Annotated in this window: 18 protein-coding genes; 8 read left to right on the top strand and 10 right to left on the bottom strand. The window is 66.0% G+C overall.

Features of this window, described 5'->3' with window-relative positions:
* Positions 1-26 precede the first annotated feature (26 nt).
* Genes fixJ through MRBLMA1_RS11180 form a run of 3 tightly spaced genes read right to left on the bottom strand, consistent with a single transcriptional unit; the run spans position 27 to position 2647 of the window.
* Complete coding sequence (fixJ, locus tag MRBLMA1_RS11170; RefSeq protein ID WP_363736833.1) at positions 27-650, bottom strand: response regulator FixJ; 624 nt, start codon at positions 648-650, stop codon at positions 27-29.
* 3 nt (positions 651-653) lie between these two features.
* Positions 654-1811: a sensor histidine kinase gene (locus MRBLMA1_RS11175; protein WP_363736834.1), complete on the bottom strand. Its 1158-nt coding sequence runs from the start codon at positions 1809-1811 to the stop codon at positions 654-656.
* A gap of 20 nt (positions 1812-1831) precedes the next feature.
* The gene (locus MRBLMA1_RS11180) at positions 1832-2647 is read right to left on the bottom strand and encodes a universal stress protein (protein ID WP_363736835.1); all 816 of its coding nucleotides are present in this window, start codon (positions 2645-2647) and stop codon (positions 1832-1834) included.
* A gap of 111 nt (positions 2648-2758) precedes the next feature.
* Between MRBLMA1_RS11180 and MRBLMA1_RS11185 the strand changes: the two genes are divergently transcribed.
* The 3 genes from MRBLMA1_RS11185 (at position 2759) to MRBLMA1_RS11195 (ending at position 6508) form a co-directional block, all read left to right on the top strand.
* Complete coding sequence (locus MRBLMA1_RS11185) at positions 2759-3121, top strand: hypothetical protein (RefSeq protein ID WP_363736837.1); 363 nt, start codon at positions 2759-2761, stop codon at positions 3119-3121.
* Between the two features lie 115 nt (positions 3122-3236).
* Positions 3237-5393, top strand: a complete 2157-nt coding sequence (locus tag MRBLMA1_RS11190) for a TonB-dependent receptor (RefSeq protein ID WP_363736839.1) — start codon at positions 3237-3239, stop codon at positions 5391-5393.
* The gene (locus MRBLMA1_RS11195) at positions 5393-6508 is read left to right on the top strand and encodes a PepSY-associated TM helix domain-containing protein (RefSeq protein WP_363736841.1); all 1116 of its coding nucleotides are present in this window, start codon (positions 5393-5395) and stop codon (positions 6506-6508) included. The genes MRBLMA1_RS11190 and MRBLMA1_RS11195 overlap by 1 nt, the downstream gene beginning before the upstream one ends.
* 166 nt (positions 6509-6674) lie before the next feature.
* On the opposite strand, the gene MRBLMA1_RS11200 is transcribed toward MRBLMA1_RS11195, so the two are convergent.
* Positions 6675-8174 (bottom strand): CoA-acylating methylmalonate-semialdehyde dehydrogenase, encoded by a 1500-nt coding sequence (locus tag MRBLMA1_RS11200; protein ID WP_363736842.1) that lies wholly within the window; start codon positions 8172-8174, stop codon positions 6675-6677.
* Positions 8175-8273: 99 nt separating this feature from the next.
* Between MRBLMA1_RS11200 and MRBLMA1_RS11205 the strand changes: the two genes are divergently transcribed.
* Complete coding sequence (locus MRBLMA1_RS11205; protein ID WP_363736843.1) at positions 8274-9194, top strand: LysR family transcriptional regulator; 921 nt, start codon at positions 8274-8276, stop codon at positions 9192-9194.
* Between the two features lie 187 nt (positions 9195-9381).
* Complete coding sequence (locus MRBLMA1_RS11210; protein ID WP_363736844.1) at positions 9382-10026, top strand: class I SAM-dependent methyltransferase; 645 nt, start codon at positions 9382-9384, stop codon at positions 10024-10026.
* A 40-nt stretch (positions 10027-10066) separates the two neighbouring features.
* On the opposite strand, the gene MRBLMA1_RS11215 is transcribed toward MRBLMA1_RS11210, so the two are convergent.
* From MRBLMA1_RS11215 to cysD, 3 genes are read right to left on the bottom strand one after another with little or no spacing between them, the layout of a single operon-like run.
* On the bottom strand, positions 10067-10816 hold the full coding sequence (locus MRBLMA1_RS11215) for a 3'(2'),5'-bisphosphate nucleotidase CysQ (RefSeq protein WP_363736906.1): 750 nt from the start codon (positions 10814-10816) through the stop codon (positions 10067-10069).
* Between the two features lie 2 nt (positions 10817-10818).
* Positions 10819-12726, bottom strand: a complete 1908-nt coding sequence (cysN, locus tag MRBLMA1_RS11220; RefSeq protein WP_133654853.1) for a sulfate adenylyltransferase subunit CysN — start codon at positions 12724-12726, stop codon at positions 10819-10821.
* Positions 12726-13637 (bottom strand): sulfate adenylyltransferase subunit CysD, encoded by a 912-nt coding sequence (gene cysD, locus MRBLMA1_RS11225; protein WP_363736908.1) that lies wholly within the window; start codon positions 13635-13637, stop codon positions 12726-12728. The genes cysN and cysD overlap by 1 nt, the downstream gene beginning before the upstream one ends.
* A gap of 85 nt (positions 13638-13722) precedes the next feature.
* On the opposite strand from cysD, the gene MRBLMA1_RS11230 reads away from it, so the two are divergent.
* On the top strand, positions 13723-14811 hold the full coding sequence (locus MRBLMA1_RS11230; protein ID WP_363736846.1) for a helix-turn-helix transcriptional regulator: 1089 nt from the start codon (positions 13723-13725) through the stop codon (positions 14809-14811).
* A 246-nt stretch (positions 14812-15057) separates the two neighbouring features.
* Positions 15058-16638: an ABC-F family ATP-binding cassette domain-containing protein gene (locus MRBLMA1_RS11235; protein ID WP_363736847.1), complete on the top strand. Its 1581-nt coding sequence runs from the start codon at positions 15058-15060 to the stop codon at positions 16636-16638.
* Here MRBLMA1_RS11235 and MRBLMA1_RS11240 read toward each other — a convergent pair.
* The gene (locus MRBLMA1_RS11240; RefSeq protein ID WP_363736848.1) at positions 16608-17564 is read right to left on the bottom strand and encodes a LysR family transcriptional regulator; all 957 of its coding nucleotides are present in this window, start codon (positions 17562-17564) and stop codon (positions 16608-16610) included. The genes MRBLMA1_RS11235 and MRBLMA1_RS11240 overlap by 31 nt on opposite strands.
* Positions 17565-17675: 111 nt before the next feature.
* Between MRBLMA1_RS11240 and MRBLMA1_RS11245 the strand changes: the two genes are divergently transcribed.
* Complete coding sequence (locus tag MRBLMA1_RS11245) at positions 17676-18728, top strand: aromatic ring-hydroxylating dioxygenase subunit alpha (protein WP_363736849.1); 1053 nt, start codon at positions 17676-17678, stop codon at positions 18726-18728.
* A 117-nt stretch (positions 18729-18845) separates the two neighbouring features.
* On the opposite strand, the gene MRBLMA1_RS11250 is transcribed toward MRBLMA1_RS11245, so the two are convergent.
* Positions 18846-19322 (bottom strand): YaiI/YqxD family protein, encoded by a 477-nt coding sequence (locus MRBLMA1_RS11250; RefSeq protein ID WP_133654848.1) that lies wholly within the window; start codon positions 19320-19322, stop codon positions 18846-18848.
* A 52-nt stretch (positions 19323-19374) separates the two neighbouring features.
* Complete coding sequence (locus MRBLMA1_RS11255; RefSeq protein ID WP_363736851.1) at positions 19375-19596, bottom strand: hypothetical protein; 222 nt, start codon at positions 19594-19596, stop codon at positions 19375-19377.
* Positions 19597-19642: the final 46 nt, after the last annotated feature.

Below are 19642 nucleotides of genomic sequence, written 5' to 3' on the forward strand. Positions count from 1 at the left end.
CAGGCGACGGACAATCCGCAACCGGATTATGCCTCGTCCTTCTCCGCGGCGGCATGGAAGGCGATCCTCAATGCTTCGGCCAGGCTCTTCACCTCCAGCTTCTGCATCAGGTTGGCGCGGTGGATTTCCACCGTGCGCGGGCTGATGCCCAGATCATAAGCGATGGTCTTGTTCGGCAGCCCTTCGACCAGCCCGTCCAGCACCTCGCGCTCGCGATCGGTCAGGATGTTGAGCCGTGCCCGCGCATCTTCCGCCCTTGCGCTTGCGCCGCGGTCCGCCACGGCCGTCCGGCGCGCTGCATCGACGCAGGCCAGCAGCGCTGCCTTCTCGAACGGTTTTTCGATGAAGTCGCTGGCGCCCGCCTTCATCGCCGTCACCGCCATGTCGACGTCGCCATGACCGGTCATGATCACCACGGGCAGCATGATTCCCCGCGCCCGCAATTCGCGCTGCACCGCCAGCCCGTCAATATCCGGCATCCGCACGTCCAGCAGCACGCACCCCGGCTCCAGCGCGGCGGCCTCCTTCAGAAAGTGCGAGCCCCCTTCGAACAGCTTCACGGCGAAGCCGCTCGTCCTCAGCATGAAGGACAGTGACCGCCGGATCGCCTCGTCATCGTCCACCACATAGATCGGGAATGCTTCGTTCATGCTCTAGTCCGCTGCGTCCAGGGTGAAGTGAAAGGCCGTGCCGCCCCATTGCGACGGTTCGGCCCAGATCCGGCCACCATGGCCCTCGACAATGGTCTGGCTGATCGAAAGGCCGACGCCCATGCCGGACGGCTTGGTGGTGGTGAAGGGGGTGAAGAGCGTGCGCGACATTTCCGGCGCCAGTCCAGGTCCGCTGTCGGCGACGATCACTTCGACCCGGCCGGCATCGGTCGGGGAAGGGGCCGGGATGGCGGAGAGGCGCAGGATGCGCGCAGGGCTGCCGGCCATCGCCTCCACCGCGTTCTTCGTGAGGTTGATGATGACCTGCTGCAATTGCACACGGTTGACCAGCACCTTGTCGACGCGCGGGTCGACGCTGATGTCCATGTCCAGGCCCCGGCTGTCGACACCGATGAAGGCCAGTGCCGCCCCCTCCGCCAGCAGCCCGCGCAGCGCTTCGGGCTGGCGGATGGTTTCGCCGCGCCGGATGAATTCGCGCAGCGACCGGATGATCTCTCCGGCGCGCAGGGCCTGGCTGGCGCTTTCGGCCATAGCCTCACGCAGCAATTCCCGGTCCACAGGCCCGTCGGCGTCGAGCATGTCGCGTCCCGCCTCCAGATAATTGGCGATCGCGGTCAGCGGCTGGTTGAGTTCATGCGCCAGCGCCGACGCCAGGGTGCCCATCGCCGTCACGCGGGAGGCATGGGCCAGTTCCGCCTGCAGGTCCGCCACCCGCCGCTCGGCCTGCTGGCTTTCGGTGAGGTCGCGGATGAAGCCGGTGAACAGCGGTCGGCCCTCATCCTGAACCTCTCCCACGGACAGTTCGATGGGAAAGGTCGAGCCGTCCCGGCGCCGCGCGCTCGTCAGCCGGCCGATGCCGATGATCCGCCTTTCCCCGGTTTTCAGATAATGGTCGATATAGCCGTCATGCCTCTCCCGGTCGGGGGAGGGCATGAGCATCGAGATATTCTCGCCCAGAACGTCGCTTTCGGCATATTGGAACATGCGTTGCGCCGCCGCGCTGAACGACACGATCTGCCCGCGCACGTCGATGACGATCAGCGCATCGGGCACCGTCGCCAATATGGAGCCGAGCAGCGCCTGTTCGAGGCTGTGCTCGCGCTGAGTCAGGCCATCGGTTTCATCGTCCGCTACCGCCATGCGCCCACCATGCCGCGCATTCAATGCGCCAGCAAGAGCGGAACATGGACTTCGCGCAGCATGGCGCGGGTGACGCCGCCAAACACCATCTCGCGCAACCGGCTGTGACCGAAGGCGCCCATCACCATCCATTCAGGCTTCAGCACGCCGAGGGCCGCCTTCAACGACGCCTCTATGGTGCGGCCGTCCTGCGGCCATGTGTGCAATTGGCATTTGATGCCGTGGCGCGCCAGATATTCGGGCGCGTCCGTGGCCGGGAAGGGATATTTGCCGGCTTCCTCGACCGTAACGACATGCACTTCCTCCGCCAGTTTCAGCAGCGGGACGGAGAGGCGCAGCGCGGTGGAGGCCTCCTGCGAACCGTCCCATGCTATCAGCGCGCGGCCCGTGACGGGAAAGCTTTTCGCCTCCTGCGGCACGGCGATCACCGGAACCCTTCCGGCGAGCGCCAGATCGGCCGCCAGGTGCAGCGGGTCGGCATATTCCCGGCGCGGTCCCGACGGCAGGGTGACGATGATGCCGTCGGTCAGCGTTGCGGCGGACAGCAGGCCATGGACGACATCGCCCTCCACATGGCGCCAGTCCCAGCTTACATCCTCGCGCCGGAGCCGATCCTCCACGCGCATTCGCGCCTTTTCGTCGATGTCGTACAGTTCCGCCATCATCGCCGGGGCCATGGAGGCGCCGCCATACATGTCGGCCGCGACGAAATCGGGCATGGCCGTCACCTGCACGCAGTGAATATGCGCATTGGATGCGCGGGCGAGATCGCAGGCCGCCTGGAGGCGGCTTTCCGCGCCAAGATCTTCATGAATGTGCAGCAGGACCGATTTCATCGTCTGTCTCCCGGCAAGCGTATCTTCCATCTGGCTAGGGCTGCCGTGGCGCGGTCGCCATCAGGAATAATCCTTATATCTCTTTTCGCTGCGGAATCCGATGCCATTCCCATGAGTTGGACCACCATACGCCTCGAACTTGCCCGGACGGCGGGTTTTCCCAACGGATCGGCGGCGCGGAGCTATGTGCTGCGCCTGCCGCTCAGCACGGGCGGGCTGATCGATGAACGGGAATATCGCATCAATCCCGAACTGGCGACGGCGCGGCGCTTCTGGCCCAATGAGCCGGACCGGCACGGCACGCTGCTGCACACCCGGCAGGGCTGGGCGCTGTCCTGCAAGCCGGGAGAGGCGGATGACGAGAAGATCTACCGGCTGGAAGCGCAGGCCATCCAGCTCGGAACCTGTCTGACCCTGACCGATCCAGACGGGGAGAGCCTGCCCTTTGTGGTGAAGGGTTTCTGTCCGGCCTGATGATCGGAAGGCGCGTCGGTGCAAAGGCGGCCAAGCATTTGCTCGTTAATACTGCTAATGACTTGCAACATCCCCTTCTTTTGGCTAGCGGGACGGCGGCTTTAAGGGGTGATGCATGCCTATTCGTTCGTCTGTCCTGCTTGTGACCAGTACGCTTGCTCTGTTGAGTCCCTCCGCGCTGGCCCAGTCCCGACCCGCCGCAGAGGATGGCGGCCCGATCATCGTGACCGCCGCGCGCACGATCCTGCCGGCCAACGCCCTGCCGTTGACCGTCGACGTGATCGACCAGGAAATGCTCAACCAGCAGGTTGCGATCGGCGGGTCCATTGTCGATGCGGTGTCGGCGCTGACCCCTTCCTTTTCGCCGACGCGGCAAAAGCTGTCTGGCGCGGGTGAGACGCTGCGCGGCCGATCGCCGCTCTACGCGATCAACGGCATACCGCAGACGGCGCCGTTGCGGGACGGCGCGCGCGATGGCTTCACCATCGACCCGTTCTTCATTGATCGGGTGGAGGTGATCTATGGTTCCAACGCGCTGCAAGGGATCGGCGGCACGGGCGGGATCGTCAATCAGGTGACCGTTGCGCCGCCCCGGAACGACGGATTGACAGGCCGGGTGCTGGTGCAGGGCAATGCCGACACCGGCTTTCACGGTGACGGCATCGGCGGCAAGGTGGCGGGGCTGATCGGCTGGCGCTCCGGGCGATGGGACGCGATGGTGGGCGCAGCCTATGAGAAGCGCGGCGCATTCTATGACGGGCATGGCAATCGCGTCGGCACCGACTTGACGCAGGGAGAGACGCAGGACAGCCGGAGCTGGTCGCTGTTCGGCCGCTTCGGCTACGCGCTGAGCGACAGTGCGCGATTGGACCTGACCATGAGCCGCTTCCAGTTGAAGGGGGAGGGCGATTACGTCGCGGTGGACGGCAATTATCGCATCGACCGCCCGACAAGTTCGGTGCGCGGCACGCCGCCCGGCGTTCCGGCCACCAACCGCACGGAAAGCGCTGCGCTTACGCTGACCGACAGTGCCCTGTGGGGCGGCAACTTCATCGCCCAACTTTTCTTCAACCGCTCGCGCGACACCTATGGCGGGGAGGTTGCGCCGATCGCCAGTTTTCAGGATCCGCGCATTGCGCCGGTCGGCACCCTGTTCGACCAGTCGCAGAATCGCAGCCGCAAATATGGTGGCAAGATCAGCTATGAACGCGCCGTGCCGGGATTCGAGGCGCTGACCGGTACCATCGGTTTCGACGCGCTCTACGATCTGACCGAACAGCGGCTGATCGCAACCGGCCGGACCTGGGTGCCGCCGACCGATTATCGCAGCCTGGCGCCCTTCGCGCAGTTCAACCTGGCGCTGTTAGACAAGAAACTGCGTCTGGCGGGCGGCGTGCGTTATGAAGATGTGCGCATCCATATCGACGACTATCACACGCTCGCCTTCTATGGCGGTGGCGTCGACGTGGCGGGGGGCTCGCCCACTTTCAGTGACACACTGTTCAACGGCGGCGTGATCCTGGAACCCTGGGATGGCATCCGCGCCTATGCCAGCTATGCGGAGGGCTATACCGTGCCTGATGTCGGTCGCCTCGCCCGCGCTGTGGCGAAGCCGGGCTTCGATATTGGCCGCAGCGTCAATGTCGCCCCCATCGTCTCCAATAACCGCGAAATCGGCGTGGAATTGAAGCGCGGTCCTTTGGATGCCAATGCCGCCTATTTCTGGTCGACCAGCAAGAATGGATCGGTGCTGACGCAACCGGCAATCGGCGCATCCTTCGAGGTTCAGCGCCAGCGGGTCGAGATACAGGGGCTGGAACTGAACCTCTCGGCCCGGACGCCGCTGCCGGGACTGACCCTCTCGACCGGCTATGCCCATCTGATCGGCCGCACCGACGGTTCGGACGACGGGATCGACAAGGTTGACCGCGATCTGGACGGGGCGAACATCTCGCCCGACCGCCTGAACGTGGCGGCCAGCTATGTGCATGGACCCGTTTCGGCGCGCATCCAGACGCAATTCTTCCTGTCGCGTCAGTTCGAACGGACGCCGGGCGCCTATCCGCCGCTCTACAGGTTCGACGGCTATGACGTGACCGACCTGTCGCTGCGCTATCAGACGCGTTTGGGGGCATTGACGCTGGCGGCGCAGAATATCTTCGACACATTCACCATCGATTATTACAGCCAGACCGTCCGGCCCAATGACAATGCCCATTATTTCGCGGGACGCGGCCGCAATTTCACCCTGTCCTGGGATTATCGCTTCTAGTGAAACTGATCGACGCCCTCCACCGCTGGACCGGCGGGCTGATCGGGCTGCTGCTCGCGCTGCTGGGCCTGAGCGGCGCGTTGCTGGTGCATAAAAATGCCTGGACGCTGGCGCCCCATGCCGGCGATCCGCGGGTGGAGGACGTGCGCCAACTGGCCGAGGTGACGCAGCGCCTCATGGCCGATCCGGCGATGCGGCCGCAGTCGATCACCTATGCGTCCGACGATTTCGGGCTGCTCAAACTGCTGTTCGACAATGGCCGCGGCGCCTATGCGGACCAGCAGGGTGCCGTGGTGATGCGGTGGAGCAGCCAGTGGGAGCGGCCCGAACTGTGGCTGTTCGATTTTCACCACCATCTCTTTTCCGGCGAAACGGGCGATTGGGTGATCGGTATTGCCGCCCTTTGCGGGCTGTTCTTCGTGTTGACCGGCTTCATCCTCTGGTGGCGGACGCGGCGGACCTTCGAATGGCGCCTATGGCCGGCACGGATGAGCCGCTCCGCGATCGTGCGGCATCACCGCGACCTGGGCATCATCGTCGCGCCCTTGTTGCTGCTGTCGCTGGTGACGGGTGCCGTCCTGGTGTTCCGTCCCATGGCGGCGTTGCTGTTCGGGCCGGGAGCGCCTGCGCAGATCGACAAGGCGCTGGCTCCGCCCCCGCCCCGCAATGCCGGGCTTGCCGGAAGGCTGGACTGGGCGGGCATGATCATGACGGCCAAGGCGCGCTTCCCCGATGCGGAAGTGCGCAGCCTCAGCCTGCCGCGCAAGAAGGGCGGTCTCGTCACGCTTCGCATGCGGCGACCGCAGGAATGGCTGCCCAATGGCCGCACCACTCTCTGGTTCGCGGCCGACAGCGGCATGCTGGTTGCCGCGCGCGACGCCTCGACGCTGCCCACAGCGGTGAAGGGCTATAATCTGCTTTACCCGCTCCATGCGGCGAAGGTCGGTGGCTTGCCCTTCCGGCTGCTCATGACGCTGTCGGGTTTGGCGCTGACGCTGCTCGGCTCGCTGACGGTCTGGACGTTCTGGTTCAGGCGTCCCGCCCGGCCTGCACGGCCGCGTCAGATCGCGATCAGGACTAGGGACGGTCGAACCGTTCCGAAGGGACAATTATAGACCGGAACACCGCCGGGCTTGCAGAAGATGTCCAGATCCCTGGTCGGCCGCATGAAGGGGATGCCCGATCCCACCAGATGCGCCAGGCTTTCCGCGTAGAATTGGGCAGCGTCCGGCGACGGGGAACGGGCGAGCGGTCGCTTCCGTTCCCCGGCCGGGCGGAGGCCTATCTCATCGTCGGGATGACGAAGCTCTGGTCGATCACCGCACCGCCATCGGGCCAGCGCTGGGTGATCTTCTTGGTGCGGGTGTAGAAGCGCACGCCGTCCATGCCATATTGGTCGAGGTCACCGAACCCGGAACGTTTCCAGCCGCCGAAGCTGTGATAGGCGACCGGCACCGGGATCGGCACGTTGATGCCGACCATGCCGACCTCCACATCGGCGGCGAACTTGCGGGCATAGTCGCCGTTGCGGGTGAAGATGGCGACGCCATTGCCATATTGGTGCTGCGAGGGATAGCTGAGCGCCTCCTCGAAGCTGTGGGCGCGCAGGATTTGAAGGACAGGGCCGAAAATTTCGTCCTGATAGCTCTTCATCTGCGGCGTCACCCGGTCGATCAGCGTCGGGGCGAGGTAGAAGCCCTGCTCATAGCCCTGGAGCGAGAAGCCGCGCCCGTCGACCACGATTTCCGCGCCTTCGTCGGCCGCCATCTGGATATAGCTTTCGACGCGGGCCTTGTGCACGCCGGTGACGAGGGGGCCATATTGCGCGTCGGGATCGGTCGGGATGCCGGGGCGCAGTGTTTCGATGGCGTTCACCAGCTTGGCGCGGAAGGCGTCCGCCGTGGCTTCGCCCACCGGCACCACAACGGGCAGCGCCATGCAGCGTTCGCCCGCCGAACCATAGGCCGCGCCGACGATATCGGCGACCGCCTGGTCCATGTCCGCGTCGGGCAGGATGATGCCGTGATTCTTGGCGCCGCCCATCGCCTGGACCCGCTTGCCGTTCTGCGCGCCGCGGGCATAGACATAGTTGGCGATGTCGGACGATCCGACGAAGCTGACCGCCTTGATCGCCGGATGGTCGAGGATGGCGTCGACCATTTCCTTGTCGCCATGGACGACGTTGAGGATCCCGGCGGGCATGCCGGCCTCTATGGCGAGTTCGGCAAGGCGCACCGGGACGGAAGGGTCGCGTTCCGACGGCTTCAGGATGAAGGCGTTGCCGCAGGCGATGGCCATGGCGCTCATCCAGAGGGGGATCATGGCGGGGAAGTTGAAGGGCGTGATGCCCGCCGCGATGCCCAGCGGCTGGCGCATGGAATAGACGTCGATGCCGGGACCGGCGCCCTGGGTATATTCGCCCTTGAGCAGATGGGGGATGCCGCAGGCGAACTCGACGACTTCCAGGCCGCGCTGGATGTCGCCCCTGGCGTCGGCCACCACCTTGCCATGTTCGGAGGAGAGGAGGACGGCCAGTTCGTCCATATTCTGTTCGATCAGTTCCTTGAAGCGGAACATCACGCGGGCGCGGCGCTGGGGATTGACGGCGGCCCATTCGGGCTGGGCGGCGAGGGCGGAATCCACCGCCTTCTGGAGATGGGCGGCGGTGGCGAGTTCGACCTGCGCCTGGACGGTACCGGTGGCGGGATCGAGCACGTCGGACAAGCGGGCGCCGGGGAGCGGGGCGGATTGTCCATGAATGAAATGAGTAATCGAACGCATTTTTCCGGTTCCTCTCCTGCGGGTGGATGGCTTTGCTATAGACCCGCCAGCTTTGCGGATATACGGGTATGTCGACACATTTGTTGTGCGGATTTGCTCATGCTGAATTCCGATGAGCTGCGCCTGTTCCTGGCCGTGATGCGGGAGGGCAACATGCTGGCCGCTGCCCGCAGGGTCGGCGTCGATCATAGCACGGTCGCCCGGCGCCTGACCAATATGGAGGCGACGCTGGGCGCCCGGCTGTTCGACCGCAGCCCGCGCGGGGTGACGCCTACGCCCGCCGCCTTCGCGCTGGTTTCCCATGCCGAGCGGATCGAGAGCGAGCTGCTCGCCGCGATGAGCAGCGTCGCCGGGCGCGACCGGGAGGTGGAGGGGACGGTGCGGCTCGCCACGCCGGAAGCCATTGCCAGCCATCTGATCGCCCCCAATGTGGCGGCCCTGCGCGCGCGCCACCCGCGCCTGACGCTGGAGCTGGCATCCGAAAGCAAGGTGGCGAGCCTGTCGCGGCGCGAGGCGGAAATCGCCGTGATGCTGAAGCCGCCGCCCCGGGGCCGCTTCGTGACGCGCAAGCTGGCCGATTATCGCCTCGGCCTTTACGCGTCCAAGGCCTATCTGGAGCGGGAAGGGGCCCCGGCGACCCGCGCCGACCTCAGCCGCCATGTCTTCGTTTCCTATATCGAGGAGCTGGCCGGCTTTGCCGAGATGATCGCCCTCGACCAGTTGCTGCCCGGCGCGTCCATCGTCTTTCGCGCCAGTTCCAGTGCGGCGCAGCATGCGGCGGTGGCGGCGGGCATGGGGCTGGGCGTGCTGCACCGCTTCGCGGCGGCGGAGGATGAGCGGCTGGTCCAGCTTTTCCCCGAGTCGACGCCGGAGTCGATGCCGGGGTCGATGCCGGGGTCGATGGAGGTCTGGCGCAGCTATTGGCTGGTCATGCATGCCGATCTGCAGAGGCTGCCTCGCGTGCGCGCGGCGGCCGATTTCCTGGACGAGGTCATGCGGACAGTGCGGGACCGGCTGTAGGACGGATCGATATCAGCGCTGACGGCCTGCAAATGGCGGCCTTTCGCGCTTCCGGTGCGTGCCGGGCGCGGCGGATCCTGATCCAGTTAAGGCGATTTTCCAGGAACCCGGTCCCGTTCCCGCGGGTTTTCCAGGCAGGCTGCAACGCGCTGATTGCGGCATCACGGCATGGGAGAGTGGAGCAGTCGTGGCGATATCGTTCGAACATCGGATGGCGCGGGGCGCATGGGGTGAAGCGCAGGGCCGCGGCACGGACCATCTGGCTCTCGCCTTTCGCGAGTTCTTCAAAAATCCGCTGGCGGTCGGCTCCGCCTTTCCCGCTTCGCATGGCCTTGTCGAAAGGATGCTGGCCCCGATCGACTGGAGCCGGATGGAATGCGTCGTCGAATATGGACCGGGTACGGGTATCTTCACCCGTGCCCTGCTGGATCGCCTGCCCGCCCATGCGCGGTTGCTGGCGATCGATACCAGCGCGGGCTTCATCAATCATCTGCGCAGGGTGACGCCGGACGGGCGGCTGGTCGCGGTCGCCGGTTCGGCCGATGCCGTACGCGGCATCATGACCGGTCACGGGCTGGGCCGGGCGGACTGCATCCTGTCGGGCCTGCCCTTCTCCACGCTGGCGCCGGATCGGGCGGAACGGCTGATGAAGGCGAGCGCGGGGGTCCTGGCGCCTGACGGGCGGTTCCTGGCCTATCAGATGCGCAAGGCCGTGCTCCCCCTGCTGGAGCGGCGTTTCGAGACGGTCGAGACGGGTTTCGAATGGCGCAATCTGCCGCCCTGCCATCTCTATTGGGCGACGCGGCCGCGCTCCCTCCTTCCCTCCCCTTGAAGGGGGAAGGGACGATTTTGCTCTTTCCGCGTCCGGGGCTTCAGTCGCCGGTGGGAGTTAGAGCGGCGATGAGGTCCAGCACCCCCTGCGCATGCTCCTTCCGGCAGATCAGCAGGTCGGGCAGATAGACGTCCTCCTGATTATAGACCAGCGGCGATCCGTCGATGCGGCTGCAATGCAGGCCGTGGGCGAGCGCCACGGCGACCGGGGCGCAACTGTCCCATTCATATTGGCCGCCCGAATGCAGATAGATGTCGGCCTGCCCCAGGATCACCGCCATCGCCTTTGCGCCCGCGCTGCCCATGGGGACGAGCTCCGCGCCCAGCCTTTCCGCGACGGCGACCGCTTCGGCGGCCGGGCGGGTGCGGCTGACCACCATGCGCAGTTTTTCCGGCGCGGGCGGAACGGGGCGGGGCTGGTCGGTGCGCAGCACGACGCCGCCGTCCAGTCCGGGCAGCGCGACCGCGCCCACCGTCGCCATGCCGTCCACCGACAGGCCGACATGCACCGCCCAGTCGGCGCGTTCCTCCCCATATTCGCGCGTGCCGTCGACCGGATCGACGATCCAGACGCGCGACTTTTCGAGGCGGGAGCCGTCGCACTTCATCTCCTCCGACAGCAGGCCGTCATCGGGACGCTGTTCGCGCAGGGCGTGGACCAGGAACTGGTTGGCGGTCTGGTCGCCCGCCTTGCCCAGCGCCTTGGCGCCGAGCAGGCCGCTGTCGCGCACCGTGAGCAGCAGGCGCCCCGCAATGTCGGCCAGATGCGCGGCAAGATCAGCGTCGGTCATGCTCATGGGATCAGCCTCGCGATGATGGCTTCGGCCGCTTCCTCTGCGGTCATGGCCGTGGTGTCGATCCGGATTTCCGGATCCTCCGGCGCTTCATAGGGGCTGTCGATGCCCGTGAAGTTCTTGAGTTCGCCCGAACGCGCCTTCCTGTAGAGGCCCTTGACGTCGCGCGCCTCCGCGTCGGCCAGCGGTGTGTCGATATGCACCTCGATGAACTCGCCGGGCTTCATCATCTGGCGCACCATGTCCCGCTCCGCCCGGAAGGGGGAGATGAAGGCGGTGATGACGATCAGGCCCGCATCGGTCATGAGCTTCGCCACCTCGCCCACGCGGCGGATATTTTCCACCCGGTCGGCGTCGGTGAAGCCCAGATCCTTGTTGAGGCCGTGGCGCACATTGTCGCCGTCCAGCAGGAAGGTGTGGCGGTTCATGCGCGCCAGCTTCTTTTCGACGAGGTTGGCGATGGTCGACTTGCCCGCGCCCGACAGCCCGGTGAACCACAGCACGGCCGGCTTCTGGTTCTTGAGGTTGGCGTGGAATTCGCGGGTGACGTCGGTCGCCTGCCAGTGGACGTTCTGCGCCCGCCGCAGCGAGAAGTGCAGCATCCCCGCCGCCACGGTGGCATTGGTGATCTTGTCGATCAGGATGAAGCCGCCCAGCGTGCGGTTGGTTTCATAGGGTTCGAACACGATCTGCCTGTCGGTCGACAGATTGGCGATGCCGATGGCGTTGAGGTCCAGCGTCTTCGCCGCCAGATGCTCCATCGTGTTGACGTTGACCTGATATTTGGGTTGCTGGATCGTGGCGGTGACGGTCTGCGTGCCGAGCTTCAGCCAATAGGGGCGGCCCGGCAGCATTTCCTCGTCCGCCATCCAGACGATCGTCGCCTCGAACTGGTCGGCGGCCTGCGGCGGATTGTCCGACGCCGCGATCACGTCGCCGCGCGAGCAGTCGACTTCATCGGCAAAGCACAGCGTGACCGACTGCCCGGCGACCGCGACATCCAGGTCGCCGTCAAGCGTGACGATGCGGCTGATCGTGCTGGTCTTGCCCGAAGGCAGGACGCGGATCGCATCGCCCGGCCTGACCGTGCCAGTGGCGATCTGGCCGGAAAAGCCGCGGAAGTCGAGATTGGGGCGGTTGACCCACTGGACCGCCATGCGGAAGGGCTTTTCCTGATCGGAGACCTGGTCGACCTCCACCGTTTCCAGATGCTCGATCAGCGCTGGTCCCTTGTACCAGGGCGTGTTGGCCGAAGGGCCGGTGATATTGTCGCCCCTGAAGCCGGAAATGGGCATGGCGGTAAAGGCCTTGATGCCGATCGACTGGGCAAATTCGGTATAGTCCTTGACGATGCCGTCGAACACCGCCTGGTCATAGTCGACCAGATCCATCTTGTTCACCGCCAGCACGATGTTCCGGATGCCGATCAGATGGGCAAGATAGCTGTGGCGGCGGGTCTGCGTCAGCACGCCCTTGCGCGCGTCGATCAGGATGACGGCGAGGTCGGCGGTGGATGCGCCCGTCACCATGTTGCGCGTATATTGTTCATGGCCGGGCGTGTCGGCGACGATGAACTTGCGCTTTTCCGTCGCGAAGAAGCGATAGGCGACGTCGATGGTGATGCCCTGTTCGCGTTCGGCGGCGAGGCCGTCGACCAGCAGGGCGAAGTCGATCTCCTGCCCCTGTGTGCCCACGCGCTTGCTGTCGGCCTCCAGCGCGGCGAGCTGATCCTCGAAGATCATCTTGCTGTCATAGAGCAGGCGGCCGATCAGCGTCGACTTGCCGTCGTCCACCGACCCGCAGGTGATGAAGCGCAGCATCGTCTTGTGCTGGTGCACCTCCAGATACTGGTCGATATCCTCCGCGATGAGGGCGTCGGTCTTGTAGATCACATCGGCGTCCGACATCAGAAATACCCTTCCTGCTTCTTCTTTTCCATGCCCGCGCCGCCGGCATCCTTGTCGATGGCGCGGCCCTGGCGTTCGGAGGTGGTGGTGAGCAGCGTTTCCTGGATCACCTCCGGCAGGGTCTTCGCTTCGCTCTCGACCGCGCCGGTCAGCGGGTAGCAGCCCAGGGTGCGGAAGCGGATCGACCGCATCACCGGCTCCTCGCCGGGCTTCAGGGGGAAGCGTTCGTCATCCACCATCAGCAGCATGCCGTCGCGCTCCACCGTGGGGCGCTCCTCCGCGAAATAGAGCGGCACGATGGGGACGTCGTTCAGGTGGATATATTGCCAGATGTCCAGCTCGGTCCAGTTGCTGATCGGGAAGACGCGGATGCTCTCGCCCTTGTTCTTGCGGGCGTTGTAGAGGTTCCACAGTTCCGGGCGCTGGTTCTTCGGATCCCAGCCGTGCGACGACGTGCGGAAGGAGAAGATGCGTTCCTTCGCCCGGCTCTTCTCCTCGTCGCGGCGGGCGCCGCCGAAGGCCGCGTCGAAGCCGTAGAGGTTGAGCGCCTGCTTCAGCCCCTCCGTCTTCCACATGTCGGTGTGCAGCGGGCCATGGTCGAACGGGTTTATGCCGCGTTCCTGCGCTTCGGGATTGTGATAGACGAGCAGCTCCATGCCCGATTCCCGCGCCATGCGGTCGCGCAGTTCGTACATCGCCTTGAATTTCCAGGTGGTGTCGACGTGCAGCAGCGGAAAGGGCGGCGGCGAGGGGTAGAATGCCTTGCGCGCCAGATGCAGCATCACGGCCGAATCCTTGCCCACCGAATAGAGCATCACCGGCTTCTCGGCCTCTGCCACGACTTCCCGCAGGATATGGATGCTTTCCGCCTCCAGACGCTCCAGATGCGTCAGCCTCTTCGAATCGATCATCATTCACCGCCTTGTGTTGTGACAGCCTGATGGCAGAAGCGGTGAGGTACTGGACCTCCCATATGGGAGGATATACATATTAGCCATGCGACTGGACGATGGCGGATTATTGGCGGCTCTCCATGAGGGTATGTTCGAGCAACCCCTTTGGCACGGGTTCCTCGACAGGTTGCGGGCGCGATCCGGGGCGGCCTATGCCAGCCTCGCCTTCCGCCCGGTAGATGAGGAGCGGATCGTCGAGCTGTATGCCGGGCCGCCGACGCCGCTGCACCTCGACCGGCTGTTCAACCAGAAATATGGGCGCGATCCCCTGCCCTATCGCCGGATGCGGGAGGCGCGGGTCTATACGCTGGACGAACTGCTGGATCCCGGCGACGCGGTGCAGCAGGGCTATCGGGCGGAATTCCTGCAACCGCTGGGCATCACCAACATGCGTTCGGTGCGCGTGACCGAGCCGAGCGGCATGGATGCCTGGCTGAGCTGCGCGGGGGGGAGGGAGCTGGGGTCGGGCGTGGGCGCGCTGATGACCGCGCTGGTGCCGCATCTGCGCATCGCGCTGCGCAGCTTCGTCGCGCTGGAGCGGGAAAAATTCCGGTCTTCGGTGAATTCGGAGGCGTTCGGGCGGCTGAACTTCGGCTGGCTGACGCTGGACGCCCAGTGCCGCATCGTCGACATGACGCCGCATCTGGAGCAGCTTTTCCAGCGTTCGCGACTGCTGCGCAGGGGGCGTTACGACCGGCTGATGCCGGCGTCTCCGGCGATCGACCGGGAAATGACCGCGCTGGTCAAGACCTTTGCCGCCGATCGCGAGGCGCGGCCGAGGGCGATCAACCTGAGCCGCGATCCATTGATGGACATGCTGGTCCGGCCGATCCAGGATCGCTCGCTGTCCGTGCCGTCGGCACCCGTCGCCATCGCCTATATCAGCGGCGACCGATGGTCGCAGGCGGACCGTTGCGACCAGCTGGTCGACCTGTTCGGATTGTCGCCCAGCGAGGCGCGGCTGGCCTGGGCGATCGCGCAGGGCATGTCGATCAGCGAGGCGGCCGCCGACCTGGGGCTGACGGTGGAAACGGCGCGCAACTATTCGAAGAAGATCTATGCCAAGACCGGGGCGCGGGGGCAGGCGGAGCTGGTGCGCAATATCCTGACGGGCGTGCTGGCGCTGGCCTGAGGGTGGCCGGTCCATTCGCGGCGCGGCCGCTGGCAGATTCCGCCATCCGGGAAGAAGCGCGCGAAGATTGCGGTGGACATGGTGCTTCGTTCAGGCCAGGATTTCCGCGGCCGCCAGAGCCTGATCTCTCCATGGACCGGGATGAAGTGGCGAGCGAGCGGATGACCCGACAGGAAGGACTTACGACCATGGATGACCGGATGACCAGCGCCCCTTGCCCTGTTGTCCCTGTTCGTCATGGTGTCCATGTCCGCTTTTCTCACATTATCCAGCCTGTCCGCCGCCACGCCTGAAGGGCGGACGCTTTTCCATGACCTGACCCTGTCGGTCGGCGCCGAGCGCATCGGGCTTGTCGGGCGCAACGGGTCGGGCAAGTCGACATTGCTGCGCATTGCGGCGGGCGTGCAGGTGCCCTCGTCCGGCAGCGTTCATCGCGGCGGCACGGCCGCCATGCTGGCCCAGAACTGGCGCAGCGACCAATTGATCGGCGAGGCGCTGGGCGTTGCCGAGGCGCTGGCGATCCACGGGCGCATCGAGCGGGGCGAGGGGACCGAAGCGGATTTCGACGCGGTCGACTGGATGCTGCCCGCTGCGGTCGACGCTGCCCTTGCCGATATCGGGCTGGCCGGAGTGGACATCGAACGGCCGATGGGCAGCCTGTCGGGGGGCGAGCGGACGCGCATCGGGATAGCGCGCCTCGCGATCGAGCGCCCCGATCTCCTGCTGCTCGACGAGCCGACCAACAATCTCGACCGGGAAGGCCGCGCCGCGATCGAGCGGCTGGTCGCGACCTGGCCGGGCGGCGTGCTGGTCGCGAGCCATGACCGGGCGCTGCTGGAACGCATGGACCGAATCGTCGAACTCAGCCCCATCGGCATCCGCATCGTCGGCGGCGGCTGGTCAGCCTTTGCCGCCGCACGCGACGCCGATCAGGCGCGGGCGCAGGCCGAGCGTGATCGCGCCGACGTCGCGCTGCGCGCCACCCGTCTCGCCGCGCAGGCCGCGCGGGAGGCGAAGGACCGGCGCGACAGGGCCGGCCGCGCCTTTGCCGAGAGGGGATCGGAACCGAAGATCCTGCTGGGCGCGCGGGCGGAACGGGCGGAGAATAGCGGCGGCCATGCGCGGCGCCTGGCCGAACGGCAGATAGACGAGGCGGTTCATGCCAGCGATGCCGCTCGCGCCCGGGTGGAAATATTGACGCCGCTCGCCATCGACCTGCCCGCCACCGGCATCCCCTCGCAAGCTGAGTTGCTGGCGATGGAGGGCGCCAGCGTCGATCTGGGCGGACGTCGCCTCGGCCCCTGGACGATGGCCATTCATGGGCCGGAGCGGGTGGCCCTGGCGGGTGCGAACGGAACGGGCAAATCGACCCTGCTGCGCCTGGTGACCGGAGCGCTCGCGCCGGCCATCGGCATGGTCCGGCGACGATCCGACCGGATCGCTATTCTGGATCAGCATGGCGACCTGCTGGATGAAGGGGACACGATCATCGGCAACATGCGTCGCCGGCACCCGACGCTGGACGAGGAGGCGATCCATGCGGCCTGTGCCCGTTTTGCCTTCCGTAACCGCGAGGCGCAGCGGATCGTGGGCAGCCTGTCGGGCGGCGAGCGCCTGCGCGCCGGTTTGGCCGTCGCTCTTTCGGGACCCCAGCCGCCCTGGTTGCTGATCCTGGACGAGCCGACCAATCATCTCGATATCGCCTCGATCGAGGTGCTGGAGCGGGCGCTTGAAAGCTTCGACGGCGCGCTGATGGTCGTCAGCCATGATCGCCGATTTCTCGACGCGATCGGCATTCAGCGGACGGTGGATGTCGGCCGTGGGTGAACCGGATCGTCGTCCAGCATGGGATCGCGGCCGCCGAACAGGTCCGCGATCAGGCGCCGCAGCCAGATGGTGCCGGGGTCATGATGGCTGCGCCGATGCCATAGCTGCTGGATCGGAATGCGGGGCGCGTCGAAGGGAAGGGGGAGGAACTGCAGGCCGGCAAGGCGGGAGAAGATGCGGGCCACGCCATAGGGCACCGTCGCGATCATGTCGGAACGGGCGATCAGCAGCGGCACGGTCAGGAAATGCGGCGAGCGCAACAGCGTCCGCCGGCGCAGCCCCAATGCGCGGATTCGCCGCTCCAGCACTTCCTGGCTGCGGCCTTCCTGTTCGATCATCGCGTGGTCGGCCGACAGATAATCCTCCAGTGACATGGTGGTCGCGCCGTCCCGCCACCCGGCGCGCACCAGGCAGACGAAGCCCTGTTCGAACAGCGTCTGGGTGAAGAGATTGTCCCCCTCCAGCCCCAGGAAGAAGCCGAGCGCCAGATCGACCGACCCGTCCGCCAGGGCGCGGCGCAGATCGGGCGGCGCCAGGGTGACCGAACGCACCGTGACCCCCGGCGCCCGTTCCCGCAGGGCGGTCATGAGGTCGGGCAGGAAGGTCAGTTCGCCCAGATCGGAAAGGCCGATGGTGAAGCAGCGTTCCGACCGGGCGGGGTCGAACGGGGCGGCGGTCACGATGTCCGACCGGACCGACGCCATCACCGTCATGACGGGGTCGATCAACCGCTGGGCCACCAATGTCGGCTCCATCGCAGCGCCCTGCCGCACGAAAAGTTCGTCCCCGAAATGCGCGCGCAGCCTTCGCAGAGCCAGGCTGACGCCCGGTTGCGTGACGCCCAGCGCCCGCGCCGCGCCCGACACGCTGCGCTGGGTGAACAGCGCCTCCAGCACGCGGAGCAGGTTGAGATCGAGCTTTTCCATCAGGGAATGATATAGTTTCTATAAGAATTATGCGGGATGCTTATAATCGGCCGTCGCCCTACAGTGCAAGCCGCCGCCGCACGAAAGGGCGGACGATCCCTGGAGAGAGACATGCCGCGATCCGCCCCCACCCCGAAGCCCTGGCCGAGCGACGCCTGGTACATTGCCTGCACCCCCGACGAACTGGCGGACAAGCCGCTTGGCCGGACGATCTGCGGCGAACCCATGGTCCTTTATCGCGGCAAGGACGGCAAGGTGGCGGCGCTGGAGGATTTCTGCCCGCATCGCGGCGCTCCGCTGTCGCTGGGCTTCGTGCGGGACGGGGATCTCGTCTGCGGCTATCACGGCCTGGCCATGGCCTGCACGGGTCATGCGGCGTCGATGCCGGGACAGCGCGTGAAGAATTTCCCGCCCATCCGCTCCTACCCGGCGATCGAGCGCCACGGCTTCATCTGGGTCTGGCCCGGTGAGGCGGAGCGGGCGGACGAGGCGAAGCTGCACCCGCTGCCCTGGGCGGAGGATGCGGGCTGGGCCTTTGGCGGTGGCCTCTATCATGTCGCCTGCGATTATCGGCTGATGATCGACAACCTCATGGACCTGACCCATGAAAATTATGTCCATGCGGGCAGCATCGGCCAGCCCGAGATTGACGAGGCGCCGGTCACCACCCGCGTCGAGGGGGATGAGGTCGTCACCACCCGCGTCATGTCCGCCGTGCAGGCGCCGCCCTTCTGGCGCATGGCGCTGCGCAGTGCGGGCCTGCCCGACGACGGGCTGGTCGACCGCTGGCAGATCTGTCGCTTCAGCCTGCCCAGCCATGTCATGATCAAGGTCGGCGTCGCCCTGGAGGGGCGCGGTGGACCTGACGCCGATCCTTCGGCCAAGGCCGCCGCCGTGGTGGTCGATTTCATCACGCCGGAGACCGAACATAGCCATTGGTATTTCTGGGGCTTTGCCCGCCAGTTCGCGGTGGACGATCCCGCCGTCACGGCCTCCATCCGCGAGGGTCAGCGCAAGATCTTCAGCGAGGATCTGGCCATGCTGGAGCAGCAGCAGGAGAATCTGCTGCGCCGTCCGGACCGCAAGCTGCTCAAGCTCAATATCGATGCCGGCGGCGTTCGTTCGCGCATGATGATCGAACGCGCCATCGCGGCGGAGGCATAGAGCGATTTCCAGGCGATCGGAATCGATCGTCGGTCAGGAAATCGCGGCAACAGCAGATCCTTGGCGATTTCCAGGCGATCGGGGCGGGAACCGTACCGGCACCTGCCGCCCGCGTTATCAGGATCGCCGTTTCAGGCGCACGATCGCTTCGTCCAGGGCCGACAGGAAGCGCGACCGATCGGCCCTGGCGAACGGCGCGGGGCCTCCGATGCCGTCGGTCAGCATGCCGGCGCGCAGATCGGCCTTTATCGCCCGCACGGCCACGGCATTGCCGATCGACCCATGGGTGAAGGGCTTGCCGGTCGGCGCGATCACGGCGCCGCATCCCGCCTTCAGGCATCGGTCGGCCAGCAGGATGTCGGCGGTGATGATGATCGATCCGGCGTCGCCCTGCTCGACGATCCAGTCGTCCGCCGCGTCGAACCCGTCGCTGACGATGACGCGGGAGACGAGGGGATGCGCGGGCACCCGGATCAGACTGTTGCTGACGACCACGACCGGCACGGCGTGGCGCCAGGCGACCTTGTAGATTTCCTCCTTCACCGGGCAGGCGTCGGCATCGACAAGGATGTTGGGCGTCGGGGTCTGGCGCATGGCTGACGCTCCATGCACTGCCGCATGGCGATCGTGCAAGGCCGGATCACCGTCATCGCCGGTCATCGGTGGGCGGCTCTGGCCGGGCAGGCAGTTCGTCCAGCCTGGCGAGCAGATCCTTGAACAGCTCGTCATCCCGCACGGGAAAGTGCCGCCGGAATCCCTGGCCGAGGATCTCAAGATCCCTGGCTGTCAGCAGCCCGATGGAAACAATCTCGTCCGGCACGGCATCCTCCTTGCGGCAGGGAACGGTGCGGGAGCGCGCAAGTGCCAAGGATTCCGCCTGCGATATGAAATCTGTCGCCGCGACCCGCCATCCT

Source organism: Sphingobium sp. LMA1-1-1.1 (assembly GCF_040676365.1).
Lineage (GTDB): Bacteria > Pseudomonadota > Alphaproteobacteria > Sphingomonadales > Sphingomonadaceae > Sphingobium.